The organism is Mycobacterium sp. 852002-51961_SCH5331710 (assembly GCF_001665535.1).
Lineage (GTDB): Bacteria > Actinomycetota > Actinomycetes > Mycobacteriales > Mycobacteriaceae > Mycobacterium.
In genome coordinates this window covers 1-19,668 of sequence record NZ_LZSQ01000009.1, presented here as the reverse complement: position 1 = coordinate 19,668, position 19,668 = coordinate 1, and the positions used below count along the sequence as shown (strand labels likewise).

The 19,668-nt window shown below is 63.8% G+C and carries 16 protein-coding genes and 1 pseudogene; 12 read left to right on the top strand and 5 right to left on the bottom strand.

Annotation, left to right across the window (positions count from 1 at the left end; translation table 11 throughout):
• Positions 1-72: 72 nt before the first annotated feature.
• On the bottom strand, positions 73-300 hold the full coding sequence (locus tag A5752_RS02120) for a hypothetical protein (protein ID WP_067081304.1): 228 nt from the start codon (positions 298-300) through the stop codon (positions 73-75).
• A gap of 31 nt (positions 301-331) precedes the next feature.
• On the opposite strand from A5752_RS02120, the gene A5752_RS02115 reads away from it, so the two are divergent.
• The 9 genes from A5752_RS02115 (at position 332) to A5752_RS02085 (ending at position 11,788) form a co-directional block, all read left to right on the top strand.
• Positions 332-2,620, top strand: coding sequence for an ATP-dependent DNA ligase (locus tag A5752_RS02115; RefSeq protein ID WP_067081301.1), 2,289 nt, complete (start codon positions 332-334; stop codon positions 2,618-2,620).
• Positions 2,621-2,795: 175 nt separating this feature from the next.
• Entirely contained in the window at positions 2,796-3,878 is a 1,083-nt protein-coding gene (locus A5752_RS02110; protein WP_067081298.1) for a tyrosine-type recombinase/integrase, read from the top strand.
• Positions 3,875-4,195 (top strand): helix-turn-helix domain-containing protein, encoded by a 321-nt coding sequence (locus tag A5752_RS26925; protein ID WP_082963703.1) that lies wholly within the window; start codon positions 3,875-3,877, stop codon positions 4,193-4,195. Before A5752_RS02110 ends, A5752_RS26925 begins: the two co-directional genes overlap by 4 nt.
• Before the next feature lie 1,253 nt (positions 4,196-5,448).
• A complete protein-coding gene (locus A5752_RS27355; RefSeq protein ID WP_231983303.1) occupies positions 5,449-6,411 on the top strand; it encodes a site-specific integrase in 963 nt (320 codons plus the stop codon).
• Positions 6,412-7,779: 1,368 nt separating this feature from the next.
• A complete protein-coding gene (locus A5752_RS02105; RefSeq protein WP_067081328.1) occupies positions 7,780-8,388 on the top strand; it encodes an MspA family porin in 609 nt (202 codons plus the stop codon).
• Entirely contained in the window at positions 8,385-8,606 is a 222-nt protein-coding gene (locus A5752_RS02100; protein WP_067081295.1) for a hypothetical protein, read from the top strand. Before A5752_RS02105 ends, A5752_RS02100 begins: the two co-directional genes overlap by 4 nt.
• Positions 8,607-8,756: 150 nt before the next feature.
• Positions 8,757-9,602, top strand: a complete 846-nt coding sequence (locus tag A5752_RS02095) for a polyphosphate polymerase domain-containing protein (protein ID WP_067081312.1) — start codon at positions 8,757-8,759, stop codon at positions 9,600-9,602.
• Between the two features lie 36 nt (positions 9,603-9,638).
• A complete protein-coding gene (locus A5752_RS02090; RefSeq protein ID WP_067081292.1) occupies positions 9,639-10,316 on the top strand; it encodes a DUF4956 domain-containing protein in 678 nt (225 codons plus the stop codon).
• Complete coding sequence (locus A5752_RS02085; RefSeq protein ID WP_067081288.1) at positions 10,316-11,788, top strand: CotH kinase family protein; 1,473 nt, start codon at positions 10,316-10,318, stop codon at positions 11,786-11,788. The genes A5752_RS02090 and A5752_RS02085 overlap by 1 nt, the downstream gene beginning before the upstream one ends.
• A gap of 778 nt (positions 11,789-12,566) precedes the next feature.
• Here A5752_RS02085 and A5752_RS02080 read toward each other — a convergent pair.
• Both A5752_RS02080 and A5752_RS02075 read right to left on the bottom strand, forming a co-directional pair.
• Positions 12,567-14,576: an ArnT family glycosyltransferase gene (locus A5752_RS02080; RefSeq protein ID WP_082963702.1), complete on the bottom strand. Its 2,010-nt coding sequence runs from the start codon at positions 14,574-14,576 to the stop codon at positions 12,567-12,569.
• A gap of 46 nt (positions 14,577-14,622) precedes the next feature.
• Positions 14,623-15,830: pseudogene (locus A5752_RS02075) on the bottom strand (bifunctional glycosyltransferase family 2/GtrA family protein).
• A gap of 100 nt (positions 15,831-15,930) precedes the next feature.
• Here A5752_RS02075 and A5752_RS02070 point away from each other — a divergent pair.
• Complete coding sequence (locus tag A5752_RS02070; protein ID WP_067081285.1) at positions 15,931-16,134, top strand: hypothetical protein; 204 nt, start codon at positions 15,931-15,933, stop codon at positions 16,132-16,134.
• A 363-nt stretch (positions 16,135-16,497) separates the two neighbouring features.
• On the top strand, positions 16,498-16,884 hold the full coding sequence (locus tag A5752_RS26920) for a DUF732 domain-containing protein (RefSeq protein WP_082963701.1): 387 nt from the start codon (positions 16,498-16,500) through the stop codon (positions 16,882-16,884).
• Here the strand turns inward: A5752_RS26920 and A5752_RS02060 are convergent.
• Positions 16,856-18,373: a sensor histidine kinase gene (locus A5752_RS02060; RefSeq protein WP_231983301.1), complete on the bottom strand. Its 1,518-nt coding sequence runs from the start codon at positions 18,371-18,373 to the stop codon at positions 16,856-16,858. The genes A5752_RS26920 and A5752_RS02060 overlap by 29 nt on opposite strands.
• 10 nt (positions 18,374-18,383) lie before the next feature.
• Positions 18,384-19,085 (bottom strand): response regulator transcription factor, encoded by a 702-nt coding sequence (locus A5752_RS02055; RefSeq protein ID WP_067081307.1) that lies wholly within the window; start codon positions 19,083-19,085, stop codon positions 18,384-18,386.
• A gap of 356 nt (positions 19,086-19,441) precedes the next feature.
• On the opposite strand from A5752_RS02055, the gene A5752_RS27845 reads away from it, so the two are divergent.
• Positions 19,442-19,668 (top strand): hypothetical protein (locus A5752_RS27845; RefSeq protein ID WP_231983300.1); only part of this gene is annotated, 227 nt, incomplete at its 3' end.

The window sequence follows — 19,668 nt, the reverse complement described above, 5'->3', positions numbered from 1 at the left end:
CCACCGCGGCCACACCGCACTCAAAGGTCAACCACCGGCCAGCCGTGTACCTAACCTGTCAGGTCAGAACAGCTAGCCGGCGATCGCCGGGTTGCCCGGGTCGAGGCCGCTCGGCAGATTCGGGTCGAACCCACCTGGCGAGTGGGTGAATTCCTGATGGGCCATCGGCCGGCAGTTGTTGTCCATCGGCGTCTGATCGCCCGAGCAGTAGGGCACGAGGTCCTGCGGATCCGCGGCCGCCTGCGGCGCCGCCAGCAAGCCGGCCACCGCGATCAGGACCGCCGCGAGGATTCTCGTCACGGATCCAACGTAGCAGCGGGTATACGTTCACATTGTGGATCGATTCGGCCGGGTGAGGCTGACCAACCCGGACAAGGTGCTGTACCCGGCGACGGGTACTACCAAAGCCGAGGTGTTCGACTACTACGTCGGCATCGCCGAGGCGATGATCCCGCACATCGCGGGCCGCGCCGTCACCCGTAAGCGCTGGCCCAACGGCGTCGAGGAGTCGTCGTTCTTCGAAAAACAACTCGCCTCCTCGGCGCCCGACTGGCTGGACCGAGCGTCGGTCACCCACCGCTCCGGTACGACGACCTACCCGTTGATCGACACCGCCGAGGGCCTCGCGTGGATCGCGCAACAGGCCGCGCTCGAGGTGCACGTTCCGCAGTGGCGGTTCGTTCTTAAGGACGACGGGCCGCCGGCCCCCGGCCCCGCCACCCGCATCGTGTTCGATCTCGATCCCGGCGAGGGCGTCAAGTTTCGCCAGCTCTGCGAGGTCGCCCACGAAGTGCGCGACCTCATCACCGACATCGGCCTGACCACCTACCCGCTCACAAGCGGCAGCAAGGGGTTACACCTGTACGTGCCGCTCGACGAGCCGATCAGCTCCCAGGGCGCATCGGTGCTCGCGCGGAGGGTCGCCCAGCAGCTCGAGAAGACGATGCCCCAACGGGTGACCGCGACGATGACCAAAAGCGTGCGCACCGGCAAGGTCTTCGTCGACTGGAGCCAGAACAACGGATCCAAGACGACGATCGCGCCGTATTCGCTTCGGGGACGCGAACATCCGACCGTCGCTGCGCCGCGCACCTGGGACGAGATCGAGGATCCGAAGTTGCGCCACCTCAATTTCGGCGAAGTGCTCGATCGCGTGCAGGAGATGGGCGACCTGCTCGCGCCGCTCGACGAGGCGGTACCCGTACCGGACCGACTGACCACGTATCGCAGCATGCGCGACGCGTCGAAAACCCCTGAGCCGGTGCCCAACAAGCCGCCCAAGACCGGCAACAACGACAAGTTCGTCATCCAGGAGCATCACGCCCGTCGACTGCACTACGACCTTCGGCTCGAACGTGACGGCGTGCTGGTCAGTTGGGCGGTGCCGAAGAACCTGCCCGACACCCCGTCCGTCAACCACCTCGCCGTCCACACCGAAGACCACCCGCTGGAGTACCTCACCTTCCACGGCGAGATCCCCAAAGGCGAGTACGGCGGCGGCAAGATGATCATTTGGGACAGCGGCACCTACGAGGCCGAGAAGTTCAACGACGTGCGACCGGACAGTTCGAAGGACGGCGGCGAGGTCATCATCAACCTGCGCGGCAAGAAGATCGACGGCCGCTACGCGCTGATCCAGACCGACGGCAAGAACTGGCTCGCGCACCGGATGAAGGACCAGAAGCGGCCGCAGTCGGGCGATCTCGCGCCGATGCTGTCGACCGAGGGTTCGGTCGCGAAGCTCAAGGCGAGCCAGTGGGCGTTCGAAGGCAAATGGGACGGTTACCGCGTGATCATCGACGCGGACCGGGGCAGGCTCACCGTCCGGTCCCGGCGGGGCCGCGACGTCACCGGTGAGTTTTCTCAGTTCGAGGCCGTGGCAGCCGACCTCGCCGACCACCACGTCATTCTCGACGGTGAGGCCGTTGCACTCGACGAGTCCGGGGCGCCGAGCTTTTCGGAGATGCAGAACCGTGCGCGCTCCACCCGCGTGGAATTCTGGGCCTTCGACATCCTTTACCTCGACGGCCGGTCGCTGTTGCGCGCCAGGTATTCCGACCGCCGCAAGCTGCTCGAGGCGCTCGCCGAGGGTGGAGGTTTGATCGTCCCCGACGTGTTACCCGGCGATGGCCCCGAGGCGATGGAGTACGCGCGCAAGAAGCGGTGGGAGGGTGTGGTCGCCAAGAAACTCGACTCGACCTATCAGCCCGGCCGGCGATCGAAGGCTTGGATCAAGGACAAGGTGTGGAACACCCAGGAGGTCGTGATCGGCGGCTGGCGGCAGGGTGAGGGCGGGCGTTCGAGCGGTATCGGCTCGCTGATCCTCGGTATTCCGGCCGAGGGTGGGCTTCAGTTCGTCGGCCGAGTCGGAACCGGCTTCACCGACAAAGCTCTCGCCGAGCTCAAGAAGACCCTCAAGCCGCTGGAGACCGACGAGAGCCCGTTCAACGAGCGACTCCCTCGCCCGGACGCGAAGGGGGTGACGTTCGTGCGTCCTGATCTCGTCGGCGAGGTGCGCTACAGCGAACGTACCTCGGATAACCGTCTGCGCCAGCCGAGTTGGCGCGGGTTGCGGCCCGATAAGGAGCCCGACGAGGTCAAATGGGAATTATTGCAGTAAGTGCAACATTGCGTAGCCAGGTGAGGACGCGGTGGGCGCGGGCTCACCGCTTTGGAGGGTAGCAGCGAGGCCGTTATCTTTGCAGGTCCGTCGGGCGCGGTCAACCCTAACGCATCAATGATGCATCTGATACAACAGATGAGTGACGAGTGACGTTCCCGGTTCTGCACTCCTGGTGTTGGCGGCCAATGTGGTGCCCCTTGATGAAGAGGCAACGGTGTTCCGGGCGATGTTGGAAGGGTGGGCGCGACAGCAACGCAGTAGATTCTTCAGCGAGACGGGCACCATCGCCCCACGCCTCCGCCTGGCGAAGAGGTTCGCGTCGTTCACGGGGCTGTATCCGTGGCAGTGGAGCGCTGCGGAAGCTGAGGCGTGGATCAGTGATCTACGGTCAGGGTCGGAACGGGTCGCCGTCTCTACGGCGCGAAACTATGCGACGGAGTTGCGATTGTTTTGTGAGTATCTCGTGGACCGCCGGTATGGATGGTCTGATATTTGTGCCGAGCGCTTCGGCCAGAGGCCCGAAGTTGTTTTCCACGAACACAACACGACGCCTCACGTTCTTGAGTATGAGGGCGACCCCCGGCGCCGTCCTCTGAGCTACGACGAGGTTCAAGCGCTTTTTGATGCGGCTGACACACGTGTCGATACCAAACGTGCCCAGGGCCGCAAGGGTGCGACGTCGGCGCTACGTGACTCCGCGATGCTCAAGTTTTGCTATGCCTATGGACTACGGCGAACCGAGTTATGCGGGATTGATCTCGTGGATCTCCGCAGCAATGCCAAGGCTCCCGAGTATGGCCGGTTTGGGCTGGTGTCGGTGCGTTGGGGCAAGGCCTCGAAGGGAAGTCCGCCAAAGCGGCGAAGTGTTCTGACAGTCCCTGAGATGGATTGGGTGGTCGAGGCGTTGGATCATTACCTGAGTGAAGTGCGTCCCACTTTGGTGCCGAAGACGTTCCCGGCGCTATGGGTAACTGAGCGGGTGAGCCGGCTCTCGCCGCGGGCCGTCAACGAGGCTTTCGTCACTGCGCGGGACCGCGCCGGCTTGGACAAGTCGCTGGATCTACATTGTCTGCGTCACTCGTATGTGACCCACCTTATTGAGTTCGACTATCCGGAGCGTTTCGTTCAGGAGCAGGCCGGCCATAGTTTTGCATCGACAACTGCTGTCTATACGGGCGTTTCAAACGACTACCGGAACCAGTTGCTGATGCGCTCCATGAGGAAACGTCTGGGCGAGAATTGGAGCGGAGCGTGAACAAGAAGATGGGATACGAGTGGCATTTGCGACGGAAAATGGCTGAGCACAACATGTTCCACACTTCGGATTTGGTTCCCCGATTGGCCGAGCGTGGTGTCGTGTTGTCTCGGGAACAAGTGTACCGTCTGGCCGCCCAAGCGCCTCAGCGAATGAGTATGGATGTTCTAGTAGCACTGTGCGACATACTCGACTGCTCACCGAACGACCTGATAGAACCCATCGTCGTATACCAGCAGGAGCGCAAAGCTATTGGTGGCAAATCGGGTAGGCCAGTGTCGAGGCGCACAAGTATTCGCCGTCCGGAATCCTTGTGACTGCAAGGCGACCGCGCGTGCGTCGGATATATCCCGACACGATGACCGATGTGAAGGCCCGTCTCTTCGATCACCTTCGCGATCACATAGGCGCTGCCACCGATGAACACCTCACCGAGCTGTTAAGGGCAGCGAACGCCTGGAGCCCGCAAGGTGCGCGGGTGCTCGATGAGCACCTAAAGGCGCATCCGGACGCTTTCACTTCACCAGACGCGCATTGTCCGCGCGTTCTGGTTCGGCTCGCAGCGAGTATGCGTGCGGCTGGTCACCAAGTCGTACAGCCGATTTGCGCGCGGTGTGGTGAATCAGGGCTTGAACTTCCTCGGCTCACGCCCGAGGGCCGTTGCTGCGAATGGTGTTTGACCCGAGAACGTTTGACAGCGTGCGGACGTTGCGGTCTGCCTGGGTTTCCCACCGCTAGACGGGCAGAGGGCACTATTTGCCGCCGCTGCTATAACGAGGAGAAGGTGGAGGACTGCGCAGGTTGCGGCAAGCAGCGTCCGCCGAGTACCCGCAACGTTGAAGGTCGAGCGCTCTGCTGGGCATGTAATCCGCGACCTCAACGAGTGTGCAGCAATTGCGGACGCCTTGCGCAGGCGAAGGTCGGTAAACGTGGCGACGAATACCTCTGCCAGCGTTGTTATGAACGTCATCAGCATCCGAAGCGGCCTTGCGGCATTTGCGGCGCCGTGTCGATCATCGTGGTGAGGGGCCGTGGAGATGGCGAGGATCGTTGCCGTCGCTGCCGCGTTGAGCCCACACACCAGTGTTGGCATTGCGCTCAACTTCGCCCTGCGAAGGCGATGTGGCCGGTGGGGCCCGTGTGCCGACGATGTCACCGACGGGTCATGGCGAATCCAGCACCCTGCGCTCAATGCGGCCTCATCAAGGTATTGATCGGCCAGACCTCAGCAGGCGTTCGTATCTGCGGACCCTGTGCTGGGGTAGTAGTGGATTACGTTTGCGCCGATTGCGGCCGGCCAGGACTACAGTACTACGGCGGAACGTGCTTGCCATGCTCTGCGCACCGCCGCTCACGCGAGCTGCTCTCGGGGCCAACAGGACTCAACGCCGAATTCTTGCCACTGATCGAAACCATCTCTGTGGAGAAGAATGCGCGGTCATCACTCCGGTGGATGTCGCGACCCCGTCCTGCCGGCCTGCTTCGCCAACTGGCCGCTCTCGGCAGGGCGCCGACACACGCCGACCTAGACCAGCTGCCACCGTCCAATTCCCTCCACCACCTGCGCCACATGATGGTGTACGCGGGTATGCTGCCCAAGCGGGTAGAACCACTCGAACGAATCGAGCCGTGGCTTGCCTCCCTGTTGAGCACCTTGTCGGCGCACCAAGCGAAAGTCATCGGCCCATATTCGCAGTGGAGTGTGTTGCGTCAAGCACGCCGGCGCGCCGTCCGTCGGGCATACACCTTCGGCAGCGCCGAGCGCGATAGATCGAAGATCAACGCTGCCATTGGGCTTCTCGAATGGCTTCAAATACAACAGGTTCCGCTCCACGCGCTCAGTCAGTCTCTCCTCGAGGTTTGGCTTGAAGACAGTGGTTGTCGGGTTTCAGCAATTGTCGGATTCATTGCGTGGCTGAATAATCAGCGAATCACTGACGCCTTGGAGGTCCATCAGCGACCACACCCGGAGCCTTCTCACTTTCCCGACTCGGAACATCAATTGGGCACGATACAGGAACTACTGAGTGAAACGTGTTCGCTCACTACGGAAGTGCGGGTAGCAGGCCTTCTGGTCCTTCTCTATGGCGTCACGGTCACCGGCATCTGCAGCTTGACGGTTGATGATCTGTCCAACGTGAACAGCAAGTCCTTCCTCGCACTGGCAACGCATCCCGTCCTGCTCCCACCCACAGTCGCTGTCTTGACCACCAAACTTGCCATTGCGGCGCGCCCAAGTGTCTCCCGCCGCGATGGACCCCAATATCTTTTTCCAAGTCCCCAACGTATTGGGTCGCACATCTCCGCGGGATCGCTAACACGGCGACTCAACGAAGCCGGTATCTACGTCAGAGTCAACCGCAACGGGGCGCTGCTCACGTTGGCCCAGGACCTACCCGCACCTGTCTTGGCCGAACTGCTTGGGCTTCACATCAGCACCGCCAGCCAGTGGTGCCGGATCGCGCAACGCGACTGGTCTCACTACTTGAGTGCCCGATCTGAAAAAGTGTCCACCACAACGGCTCGCGACTAGGAACGCCGGAATGCGCTGCGAACCGGGTTCTCTCTGCATCAGTTCACGGATGGTCACGTACGCGACCTGTAGTTGATCGTTGTTCACGTCCTAAGAGAAGGCGATAGTCCCCCAGAATTACAGGCGGCAGGTTATGACGCTGAGCCCTGTCCACAGAACCAGTCCAATTTAGGAGTGGCCCGCTGGGGGCCGGTTGGTCGACAACGCGGAGCGGATGAGCGGCAGAACTAAACTCGGACCGTCGAGCGGACAGGCCGGTCGGCCATCGACTGAGAAACACAGCGAGTCAGTCACTTTCACAGCTGAGGCATAGCTGGTGGCTATGGGACACCCACTTCGCATACCTAGGTTCGGGGTCGTCCAACAACGGCAACGAAAGGCAAATTGATGAGTGTGGTGACCCGGTTGAGGCGCGCGGGCGTGGGTGTTGTGGCGGCCGGTGTGATTGGTGGTGCAGTGGGTGCACCTGTCGTCCAGGCTGCGCCGGGTGGTGCCTCTGACCCGTTCAGTAATTGCCTTTCCCGGAACGGTGTTTCCGCTCCGCAGGGTGGACCGGGCGGCCCCGGTTCGCCGAGCGGGCCGCCGCCCTCGGGTGCCCCTCAGGGCGGTCCCGGCGGAACGCCGCCGGCGCCGCCCGGTGTCGATAAGGGTGTGTGGGACAAGGCGATCGCGGCCTGTCAGTCGTTAGCCCCGGCGCCGCCTCAGCGCTGACTCCGAGCACCGCGCGCCCGGGTTCCCTCGGCTCGGCGGCCGCGGCTTCGGCCCAATTGATGGGTGCGATGAGGTCCGCTGTCGCTGTGCCGTTCGTGGAGGTCGCGCGGACGGAAACCTGTTGTCCTGTTTGGAGCGCTTGTCGGGGTGTGCGGGTGTCGGCGTCGAGCGTGTAGGTCTGGGTGTAGCCGTCGTCGCCGCGAACGGCCAGCGTGCCGTCGGTGGTTGCGATGACCGCTCCGGTCTGGGTGAGTTTGGTGACGAATCCGCCTTTACCGTTGGAGGTGACGGATCGGCCGTGCAGCGTGCGAGCTGGGGTTCTGGGTTCCGGGCTGGGGCCGTGAGGGCCTTCCCAGCCGGGCGGTGGACCTGCGGGTTCTGGCACGTTACTCGGCGAGTCGGCGGTCGCCGCGTCGGTCGGCTTGCGTTGCCCTGGAGAAATGCCACTCAGGATGGCAAGCCGCGACCGGCGCAGCGCGTCCGTTGTGACGGAAACCCGGTCAACGGGCTGCGCCGCCGTGACCAGCGCGCGAAATGTCGCTCCCACGTCGAGCACAGGAAAGACCCATCTTCGCCGGGCATGCTGCCCCCGAAGCGAACGCCGGGTGTCGAAGGGACGTCCGGCACGAGTCGAGGGATTCAATGAACATGCAGGCTATGACCGTACGGGCGCTCGGTTGCGCAGGCCTGACCTTCACGTCCGCGATCGGCGGCACCGCCGCCGTGGCGCATGCCGAGCAGGTCGTCATCCCCGACGTCGTGCAGTCCACCACGACCGTGGACGGCTGGCAGATGACGCTTTCAATGACCGAAGCCCGCATCAACGTCGTGCCGAACATGGCGGCCGCCCCGCTGTCGAGGGAGGGCTTCCTCAGTGGACGCGTCACACTCACTATCGAGGGCGATGGCAGCTCTGCTGTGAATTCCGGGCAGATCGTCGTCGGCGCGCAACTCGGCTGCCAAGCCGACTTGAGTGAGGGACTGGACCTCGGCGTCGACTTCGACACCGACTTGTTCGACGACGACTTCGTGCTCGGCGTCGGGCCGGACGTCGGAACGACGTTGCATTCTGGTGGCATAGAGGCCGTAGGGTTCGGCACCAAGCCGCTCAAGGGACGGCTGGCGACCATCTACATCCGAGACGCGCACATCCAGGTCGATGAGTGCGGCGGCGCTGTCACAGCCCGGTTGTTCGCCTCGGCGCAGATGAGCACCGATGTATCCGACGACAGTTTGAACGTCTACGGCGAGGTTCTCCCGTTGTGAACCGCGTGAAGCACATCGTGCCGGCATTCCTGTTGGCCCTCGCGGTGGCACTCGGCCTCAGCGGCACGGCCCGGGCGGGTGATGACGACGACGACCATGACGACCGCGGTTCGAGTGTTCTCGAAATGTGGCCTCCGACAGAGAATTCCTGGCCACCGATGAGAGCGCCCGACAACCCCATCGACGCCGGCGAGACGCCGATCATCCCGGTTCGTTGATATCGACCGGTTATCTGAGTCAAAGGGCACTCATAAAAACACCTGATTGTCTGAGTGAACGCATGGTGCACAAGAACGAGAGGACGTGCGGCTGTGAAGCGCATCTGGCGGAGGCTCGAAAAGCCCACGACCCAGGGTCGACTCGAGGACATGCCGACCCGTCCGACCGGATACCAGCAGACGGCAAGCCGCATGCACTCCTTCAACCGGTACGAGATCAAGTATCTCCTCGACGAGTTCAAGGTCCCGGAACTGCGCGCGCAACTCGCCGGTCACATGTCCAGCGACCCATACTCACCGCATGGCGGCTACCCCGTCACGTCGTTGTACTACGACACATCCGATCTGCGGTTCTACTGGGAGAAGATCGAAGGGCTGCGGTTCCGCCGCAAATTGCGCATGCGGCTCTACGGTCGGCCCGAAGAGTGCACTGACGACACACCCGTCCAGATCGAGATCAAGCAGCGGGTGAACCGCGTCACCCAGAAGCGCCGAATCGAACTCCCCTATGGCACCGCGCGCAGCTGGCTCGACGTGCGCGAGCCGCTCACGGGCGACCATTCGCGCGGCTTCGTCGACGAAGTTACGGCGCTGGTCGGTAACCTCGATCTGCGTCCCATCGTCACCACCGGATACCTACGTGAAGCGTTCGTCGGCCATGGAACCGACCTGGGTCTCCGGGTGACCATCGACCACAAGGTGCACGGGCGGGACCGCGACTTCCACTTCGCCTCGGGTGCACAGAACCGCTTCATCATCCCTCCCAAGCTCGCGATCGTAGAGATCAAGGCCAACGAGCGGGTGCCCTACTGGGTCACCGATCTCACTGCACGCCTGGACATGTCAGTGATCCGGGTGTCCAAGTACTGCCAGTCCGTGCAGGCCTTCGGTATGGCGCCCCGCTCGCGGATGGGCCCACCCGAACTGATCTCCCACAGCGCTCGAGACCACGGCCCAGCGGACGCCTTCGCCGAACTCGTCTCGGCGGCGAAGTAGAACGGCGCACTCGTACCTCTGAAAGGACAGAAACCCATGACCATCGACCTACAGGACCTCAGCGGTACGTTCACTGTCTTCGACGTCGCCGCCTCCCTGGCGTTGTCGTTCGTACTCGCGACGATCATCGGCTGGGTGTACCGCTACACGCACAAGAATGTCTCCTACAGCCAGTCCTACGTGCAGACGCTGGTTCTGGTGTGCATGGTCATCTCGGTGATCATGCTGGTCGTCGGCTCCAACATCGCCCGCGCCTTTGCACTCGTCGGTGCGCTCTCGGTCATCCGATTCCGCAATGCCATCAAGGAAACCCGTGACGTCGGCTTCATCTTCCTGGCGATGGCCGTCGGTATGACGACCGGGACCCGGTTCTATCTGCTGGCGGTCGCCGCAACGGTCGTGATCTGCCTGGTCCTGGTGATCATGTACCGCTTCAACTGGTTCAAGCTCGACGTGCAGCGTCAGGTCGTGAAGGTTCAGGTGCCGCCGGAGCCGGAGTACACCGCTCGCGTCGAGGATGTGCTGATCTCCTACTGCTCCGAGTTCGAATTGGTTTCCACGGAGTCCGCGAGATCCGGTGCACTCAACGAGCTGTACTACACCGCACAGCTGAAGAAGGGCAGGAAGTCTGGTGAGCTGATCGCCGCGCTCAGCGATGTCAACACCGGGCAGCGGGTGACCGTGCTGACCGGGTATGACCAGACCGACATCTGATGAGGACGGCGAATTCCACTGCCCCGGCGCCCAAGCGGCGGCTGGCACATCGCGTTCCCGTTCCGGTACGCCAGCACTGGAAGCTGGTCGCGGTGTTGGTGGCCGTCGTCCTCGGCTTGATTGCGGCGCTCGGACAGACCAGCATCAGGCCGTACATTACGGGCGAGGTCAGGTTCATCAAGTCGGAGATAACCGACAACATCGTCGGCGAGGTCGATCTGTTCGACGACTCGGTATCGCACTCGCTCACAATAGACATCACCGACGCCGAGTACCGCCAGATGATCGAAGCGTTCCAGAAAGATGGGGAGAAGAAGTGGGTCACCGCTGACATCACGATCGACGGAGCGCTCATCAACGATGCGGCGGTTCGGCTCAAGGGCAATTCGACCCTCGGAGGGCTTCGCGGCCACCACGCCGGACCGGGTGGTGGCGGCGGACCGGATGGCAAGGGGCCCATGGGCGCTCCGCCGGAGGGAATGGCGCTGCCCGGGGGGATGGCGTCCGCTTCGGCCGAAGATCCGACGTCGCTGCCGCTGCTGATCAGCTTCGACGAGAACGCAGACGGTCGTGGGTATCAGGGTTTGACCGAACTGTCGGTGCGGCCCGGTTCTCCGGTGCTGAACGAGGCGATGGCCTTGTCGCTGACAGCGGCCACCGGGCAGCCGACGCAACGGTACACCTACGCCACGTACACCATCGCCGGAGACACCGCGACGCGCTTGCTTCTCGAGCATCCTGATGACATGTACGCGAATTCGTTGTTCGTCTCCGACGGTTACCTGTACAAGGCCGACGCGAACTCGCGGCTGACCTACGCCGGCGACGACCAGTCCGCGTACGCCGACCAGTTCAAGCAGATAAACGCCACCGACGACGGCAACCTGCAGCCGATCATCAACTTCGTGAAGTGGATCGACGGAGCGGATCAGCAGGAGTTCGACACGCACCTGTCGGATTGGGTCGACACCGCGGCGCTCGCCGAGTACCTCGCCACGCAGAACCTCCTCGGCAACGCCGACGACATGGGAGGGCCAGGCCAGAACTATTACCTCTGGTACGACCTCGACACCGAGAAGTTCACCGTGGTGTCGTGGGATCTCAACCTGGCGATGAACGGTGGTGCCGACACCCAGCCGGGTACCGAAGTCGAGATGGGTCTGCCCGGCGGCGACAAGCTCCGCATGGAGCCCCCTCCCGGTGCGGGCGGCGACCGGCCGAACATCGAGAACCCGCTGAAGACACGTTTCCTCGCCTCAGAATCGCTGATGCGGCAGTACCACGACGTGTACTGGCGGCTGTACGACGAGATGTACGGGGACGACCACGCATACGCACTTCTCGACGACATCGTGTCCCGGGTGCCGGTGACCGACGGGCTCACGCAGCAGTCTCTCGATGATGCGGCCAACACCATGCGCACGTTCATCTCCGAGCGGATCGCGACGCTGAACGCAGCGCGCTCCGGATAGCGCCGCTCGGCACGAAAGAGCGGGGGTATCGGGTCGAAACCCGCTCTTTCCTTCGCGATACACGCGTGCGATCTCGTCGAGGGTTCGTGTGTCGCCGCCTCCAAAGAAGGGGGTCACCCAGCGAACCCGACCGGACGACCATTCATACGCTATCGACAGCTGATCCCCACACTTCCCGCGTAGCGTCGATGCGGGAGCCGGAGCAGATTCTCGTCTTCTGTTCTCCGTCGACCACTTTGGATTGAGTCGAGGGCAGGTTGAAGCCACATTGCTGTCCGTCTGTCTGACTTCAGGAGTGCCATGAATCGAGTCACACGAGCCGCCGCGGGTGCCGTCCTCGCGGGGTCTCTCGGGATGTCCCTGTTCGCCGTCGGGACCGCCGCTGCCAACGCCGCGCCGCCAGGCCTTGGCGGGCTGGCGGCGCAAGGCCCCGGGTGGGGTCCCGGCCCCTTCCCTCCGGGGCCTGGGCCGATCGGTCCGGGTGGGCCATGGGGTGGCGGTCCGGGACCCGGCCCGGGTGGAGCGTGGGGTGGCGGTCCGGGTTGGGGTGCGCCGCCTCCTCCGTCCCCGGCACCGATCGGGTGGGGCGGCGGCTGGAATCAGCCATGCATCTCGGGACCGCTGGGATTCCTGCAATTCTGCCCGTGATCAGCTGACCGGGACAGGCCCGTATCGCTTTGAGTGATACGGGCCTGTCCTGGTCTCGGCGGCAGAGGCGCAGATGCGCCCCGGTCGGATTCACCAGAGTTGCTCAGATGCAGCGGCGGTTCCGCGTCGGTCAGTTCGGCGACGTCGCCGGCCGGGTGAGGTCGTAGATCGTCACGCCATCGACTTCCGTGCCGGTGTAGTGCTCGGTCACCCACTCGCCGATGCGTTCAGCCTCGCTGGTCCCGCTCAACTCGGGCGGCTTCAGCGCCGGCCCGCCCGAATCGCCCGACGGCATCGCGGGCAGCCCGAGTCCGGTCGAGGGAATGTAATAGTGAATGCGCCCATCGGCGACGTAGTCCTGGAACTGTTCCAGAGTCGGTGCCGGGTCTCCCGACCCGAATCCGCCGAGCGCCATCACCGGCTGATCCGATGCGAGCTGGTAGTAGCCGGCCTCCGTCGACCCCGGCACCGCCGCTGCCCAGGTGTAGGACTGCGCATCCTCACTCAGGCTTTGCACAATCGCGTCTGATACCTGAGTTCGGGGCTGTCCGGGAACGGAGGCGTCGTGGCCGTCACCGCCCGCCGACGGCATGCGCGACATACCGACTCCAGGGATCTGGGGACCAGCCGTGACGACGCCGCCGGTGTGCGACGTGCTTACCGTGTGGACGGAATACGCGACCGGACCGGCCAGCGCAGCCGCCATGGCCAACGCACCCGCCCAGACGCGGAAATCGGCCCTGCGGTTGACGACCACTGTCGGCACAACCGCCGCGACCAGCAGGCCCAACGCTGCGGCAATGGCGGCGCCGGGCACGACCCAGCGCAACCATGGCACGAAATCGGGAGTACGGCCGAGCAACGCCCAGGACCAATAGCCGGTGCCCGCCGTGATCGCAGCCAACACGACGAGCGCCGACGGCTTCTCGCGCCGACGCCACAGGTCGACAGCTCCGATGCCGACCAGTGCGGCAACTGCCGGCGCGAGCGCAACGGTGTAGTAGTCGTGGAAGAGGCCGCTCATGAAACTGAACACACCCGCGGTACCGACGAGCCAACCACCCCACGCCAGGTACTGTGCGCGATCGGCGTCCATGCGAGTTCGACGACCGCACAGGACCAGGCCGGTAACGAGGAGGACAAGCGCCGCCGGAAGGAGCCATGAAATCTGGCCTCCTGCCTCACCGGTGAACATCCGCCCGATGCCGGCGTGGCCGAACGGTGAGAAGCCACCGCCGGGGCCGCCCGGGCCTGGCGGACCGCCCGGGCCGGGTCCACCCGAGGGGAAGTTGGTGTCGCCGCCCGTCAGACGGCCCAGCCCGTTGTATCCGAAAGTGAGGTCGAGGAAGCTGTTGGTCTCCGAACCACCGATGTACGGGCGGCTGCCCTTCGGCCAGATCTCGACCAGCAGTACCCACCATCCGGCGGCCAGCACCATAGCCCCCAGGCCCGCCAACAACTGAGCGAGCCGCACACGCAGCCGCGGCCGACCCGCAACGAGGTACGTCAGGGCGAGCCCCGGAACGACGAGCATCACCTGTAATTGTTTTGCCAGGAAACCGAATCCGAGCAGTGCGCCGCACAACACCAGCCAGCGGGTGCGGCCGTCCTCGACGGCACGCAAGATGGCCCACACCGCTGCGACCATGAGGAAGACGAGCATGGCGTCGGGATTGTTGTACCTGAACATCAGCGTGGCCACCGGCGTGACGGCGAGGATCGCTCCCGCCAGCAAACCGGCCGCGGGGCCGAACCGCCTCGCCACGATCGCGTAGAGTAGCGCTACCGCCGCGACGCCGAGCAACACCTGTGGCAGCTGAATCGACCACGTGTTGACACCGAAGATCCGCGTGGAGAGCTCCATCGGCCAGAGCGCAGCCGGTGGCTTGTCAACGGTGATCGCGTTGGCCGCATCCGAAGAGCCGAACAGGAAAGCCTTCCAGCTCTTCGATCCGGCCTGCACTGCCGCCGAGTAGAAGGCGTTGGCCCAACCGTTGCGACTCAACCCGATGGTCCAGAACACTCCGGTCGCGAGCAGCAGCCCGAACAAAGCGATTCTCGCCCAGAGCGGTTGAGGCGTGTGACCGGACCGGTCGACAGCCGCATGATCTTTCGTGGACCTGTCCGCTAACGCGGGCATGGAAGATCCTCTCGGTTGAGCGTTGAAATCGAGTGATGGGTGTGGGTCAGGCCCGATTGGGGTGGAATACCCATCCGCGAAGGAGGGTGAACCGCAGCGCGGTCGCCGTCAGGTTCGCGACGATGAGGACGCCGACCTCCAGCCAGTGCGGGGTCTCGGGTATAAGAGCATGCATCGAGGCCAGCGATCCACTGGTCAGGGCGAGCGCAAGCGCGAAGACGGCCAGCCCTTCGGCGTGGTGACGCGCCGCACCCGCAGCGCCGCGGACGCCGAAGGTGAAACGTCGGTTGGCGGCCGTGTTGGCGATCGCGGTGATCAACAGGGCGACGAGATTTGCGGCTTGCGCGCCGACGCTCGCGTGTAACGCGCTGAAGAGGAACAGGTATGCCGCGGTGGATACGACGCCGACGGTCCCGAACCGCACCACCTGGCGGAGCAGGTTATGTGGGGCCGCAGCGCGGGCCGAGCCCAATTGGGCGGCGATCTCCCGCACCGGGATGGCGCCGGTCGCGAATCCTCGGGCGAGTCTCGCGATTCCCTTGAGATCTGCTGTCGCCGTCGCGACGATGTCGACGCGGCTGTCCGGATCGTCCACCCAGTCGACCGGCACTTCATGGATCCGGAGACCCGAGCGCTCCGCGATGATCAGGAGTTCGGTGTCGAAGAACCAACCGGTGTCGACGACGTGCGGCAGCAAGCGCGCCGCGATGTCACCGCGAATCGCCTTGAATCCGCACTGGGCGTCCGAGAACTTCGCCGCCAGGGTCGAGCGCAGGATCATGTTGTAGCAGCGCGAGATCACCTCCCGCTTCGCGCCACGCACGACGCGCGCACCCCTGGCCAGGCGGGTGCCGATGGCCAGGTCGGAGTGTCCGGAGACAAGAGGCGCGAGCAGCGGCTCCAACGCGGCAAGGTCGGTGGACAGGTCGACGTCATGTACGCGAGGACCGGGCTGTCCGACGCCGACCACACGGTGTGCAGTGCGCGACCGCGGCCCTTCTGTTCGAGTCGCACCACGCGCACGTCGACGAGTTCGGCGGCCAGTTGCGCCGCGACGCGTGGCGTATCGTCCACGCTGGCGTTGTCGGCGATGGTGATGCGGGCGGTATAGGGCAACGCTTCGGTCACATACCGGTGCAACCGCCGGATCGAGCCCTCCAGAGCGGTCTGCTCGTTGTAGACGGGAACGACGATGTCAACCACGGGAACACCCTTCGAGGCCGCCATCGCGAGCGCATTGGGTCGCGGAAACATCGGAGAGATCGTCGTCGGCACCACCGTTGCTTGCCTCATGGCTCAATCTTTGCCGTCGGGAATGGGTGGTTCGTGGGTTGAACCTATGTAAAACCTATGAATGAACACCCACACAAGTACCGCGCTTACGACCTGCGTATCGGTCACGATGGCGGACACCAGACCGGGGATCGCCACGGTGCTCGCCGCCGTTTCCTCCGATGACTTTCCGCACCTGGTAGAGGCTTTCACCGATGCGACTCATGCCCACCTGATAACGGTCCATGTGGTCGGCGAACCGACAACCCTCGGCGATCGCGGGTGACTGTCTCCTGACGGTGTCAGCCTCCGACGAGACGCGGTGGGACTGTCAGCGGCCGCGTCGGCCCCGCACTCGTTGATAAGCGGCACACATTCTTTTCCCACGAAATTGATAGGTCGTGGCGACATGCTGATCAGGCGTCGCCCGGTCTCCGCAATTCAGTGACGCATCAGCCGGTAGGCAGGGTGCCTCTCCTCCCTTGGGTCCTGCCCACCGGTCCTCTTCGTGCGTAGACGCAGAAACAGACTGTCTAGCAACACTTTTGGGGGCACGACAGAAGTCGAGTGGTTATCACCTGGATGCCGTTCGGTGATCTTGAGGTGTCAGTGTTGTGGACCTACCATCCACTCATCTCGAGGAGACACAATGAACGCTTCGACCCGCACGAAACTCGGCACATCGCAACGAGTTCTGCTGTACGCGGCCGCTTTGACGATCGCGAGCGCGATCTCCGCCCCGGCAGCCCACGCAGACCCGACTACTGACGCCTTCCTGAATACGTTGAACAACGCCGGCGTGTCCTTCTCGGATCCGAATGCCGCATCGTCGCTGGGGCAGACGGTGTGCTCGGTACTCAAGGAACCAGGCAGCAACTTCGCGCGGGCAGCAACGAAAGTCAATGACAGCAACACGATATCCCCCGACATGGCGGCACTCTTCACCTCGATCGCCGTGACGACATACTGTCCGTCGATGTTCACCCAGTTCGCCAACGGCGGATGGCTCAATCAGTTGGGAGGTCTCGACGGCTGACGTCCGGGCGCGCAGGAAGCTCCATGCGGAAGGCAGTGCCGGCCGGGGAACTCTCGACAGTGATTATCCCGTTGTGCGCCTTGACCACTGCCCGGGTGATCGCCAATCCGAGGCCGGTACTGCCCGACGACCTGGACCGCGAACCGTCGCCCCTTGCGAACCGCTCGAAAACGTTCGGCCGCAGGGAATCCGGAATTCCTGGCCCGTCGTCGGCAACGCACATGGTGACGGTACCGTCGTGGTGATCCGCCAGAGACGTCACGATCCTCGTTCCCGACGGGGTGTGCACCCGAGCGTTGGACAGAAGGTTGGCCAGGGCCTGCTGCAGCCGTGACCGGTCCCCGATGACAGTGACCGGCTCGTCGGGAACCTCAAGACCCCAACGGTGGTCCGGCCCGGCGATGTGGGCATCGCTCACCGCGTCGACGACCAACTCGGACAGGTCTACATCGTCACGCTCGAGCGGCCGACCCGCATCGAGGCGGGCGAGCAGCAGCATGTCGTCGACCAGATGACCCATGCGCCGTGATTCCGCACTCACCCTACTCAGGGCGTGGGCAAGATCGTCACGACTGCGCAGGTTGGATGCGCCGGCACTGTCATCGACAAGACGCTGGGCGAACTCGGTGTAGCCCTGTATCGACGCCAGCGGTGTCCGCAGCTCATGGCTCGCATCGGCGACGAATTGCCGCACTCGCATCTCGCTGGCGTGCCGCGCCGTGAGGCCTTCGGCGACACGGTCGACCATCAGGTTGAAAGCGGTCCCGAGCCGGCCCACCTCTGTATGTGCCACAGAATCGTCGACAGGTTCGATCGGAGTCGGCAAACGTACTTCCCCTCGATCCAGCGGAAGTCGTGCAACGTTCTCGGCGGCGAGGGACATCCGCGACAGGGGCACGAGCTCGCGCCGGATAATCAACGTGCCCACTGCCACGGTGCCCGTCAACGCCAGCAGGGAGAAGCCGCCGATTATCCATGCGGCAGACGTAAGAGTCTCCTCGGCGCCGGCCAGCGGCAGACCCGAGATGATCACTGTGTCGGCGTCGATGCGCTCGGCTGTCACTCGGTAACGGCCGACACCGTCGAGTTCGATGCTGGATGTCCGGGCGATGGGGACCTCAGCAAGCTGACGCCTCGCTGTCTCGTTGAGTGCTTCCCGGTTTCCGCTCGCGGTGATGAACGCCGCCTCGGTGACGACATTGCCGGATTCGACCGCCCCGACCGTTCCCACGGACTGCCCCGGTCCGTCGAGGAAAAGCGGACCCGGGCCGGTGAAACGGACAAACGGTGGCTGCCCCATCTCGAAGAAGGTACGAGAGCGAGACTTAGCCTCGGACACCTGTCCGTCGAGTTGGTTGATGAGGTACGTCTGCATCGCCACGAGCGTGCCGGTGCTCACGGCGACGCACAAACCGATGCCGAGTGCCGCGACCGCTCCGAGCAGGCGCAGGCGAAGTGGCCAGGTACGCGGCCGCAGGACACGCACCACGGAGCCTCCGCTACTGCGGTTTGATGACATAACCGACGCCCCGGACGGTGTGAATCATGGACGGTCGCTGTGCGTCGACCTTCTTGCGCAGATACGAGATGTAGAGCTCCACCACATTTGATCGCCCGTCAAAGTCATAGTCCCAGACATGTTGCAAGATCTGCGATTTCGTGAGCACCCTGCGAGGATTGAGCATGAGCAAACGCAACACTGCGAACTCCGTTGCGGTGAGGTTGATGGTTTCTCCAGCCCGGGTGACCTCGTAGCTGTCCTCGTCCAGAACGAGGTCACCGACCACCAGCTGGCTGCCACCGCCGACGACACTACGCCCTGACCGTTTGACGAGCGCACGCAGGCGAAGAATCATCTCCTCGATGCTGAAAGGTTTGGTGACATAGTCATCGCCGCCGGCTGCGAGTCCGGCGATGCGGTCCTCCACGGTGTCCTTCGCAGTGAGAAGCAACACAGGCAGCTCCGGCCGAATCCGGTGCAACTCCTGGAGGACGTCGAGACCGCTCATATCCGGCAGCATGACGTCGAGGACGACGATGTCGTGTGCGCCCGCCGCCGCCTGCCGGATGGCGCCCGCGCCGTCCGCGGCAGTGGTGACGGTCCAGCCCTCATAGCGCAACACCATCGACAGCAGGTCGCTCAGCGCCGGCTCGTCGTCGACTACGAGCACTTCGATCGGCGTGCCATCAGAGCGGGTGATCCGATCAGGAGCCGGCGCACCGGGCGCAGATTGGATGGCTTCACCTGTGTTGTACACCCGCCGATTCTCGTGCGGCTCCCTTTCGATGGTCTGTGCAGAACCTGTGTGCGAGATATGAGCACGACGACCGCACGGCCGAACCCCGATGACCGTGCGAACACACAGTGCGGTGCGGGTGCGTCCAGCCTGCCGCAGGCCCGCAGTCGATGTGTCGTAAGACACTATGCACGAATGTAATTCGAGTGTGACCAACCACAGCAGATCCCTATGACCTTGCTAGAAGACCGATAAGCCTTCGAGGGCACTTTTTCGGTCGAACTGCGCCGGCACCATGGCAACGTGGAGGGGTCGACGCGATGGCGTCGACGGACCTCTACAAGAAAGGAATCCATGAGTTCCACAACTCGATCCGTTTCGCCCCGTCGTATCGCGATCGTGGCGGCATGCGCCGGAATGGCGTTGCTTGGACCCATCTTCGCGATGGGCACCGCAGCCGCCCAACCGCCGCCGCCCTGCCCGCCGGGGCAGCATTGCCCGCCCCCGCCTCCGCCGCCGCGGTAGTCGGCATCCTGCAGTTTCTTAC

Excerpts from the sequence above, each read along its gene's own strand:
- A5752_RS27355 (WP_231983303.1), top strand. The coding sequence starts at position 5,449 with ATGATGGTGTACGCGGGTATGCTGCCCAAGCGGGTAGAACCACTCGAA.
- A5752_RS02105 (WP_067081328.1), top strand. The coding sequence starts at position 7,780 with ATGACCGTACGGGCGCTCGGTTGCGCAGGCCTGACCTTCACGTCCGCG.
- A5752_RS02095 (WP_067081312.1), top strand. The coding sequence starts at position 8,757 with ATGCCGACCCGTCCGACCGGATACCAGCAGACGGCAAGCCGCATGCAC.
- A5752_RS02090 (WP_067081292.1), top strand. The coding sequence starts at position 9,639 with ATGACCATCGACCTACAGGACCTCAGCGGTACGTTCACTGTCTTCGAC.
- A5752_RS02085 (WP_067081288.1), top strand. The coding sequence starts at position 10,316 with ATGAGGACGGCGAATTCCACTGCCCCGGCGCCCAAGCGGCGGCTGGCA.
- A5752_RS02080 (WP_082963702.1), bottom strand. The coding sequence starts at position 14,576 with ATGCCCGCGTTAGCGGACAGGTCCACGAAAGATCATGCGGCTGTCGAC.
- A5752_RS02070 (WP_067081285.1), top strand. The coding sequence starts at position 15,931 with ATGAACACCCACACAAGTACCGCGCTTACGACCTGCGTATCGGTCACG.
- A5752_RS26920 (WP_082963701.1), top strand. The coding sequence starts at position 16,498 with ATGAACGCTTCGACCCGCACGAAACTCGGCACATCGCAACGAGTTCTG.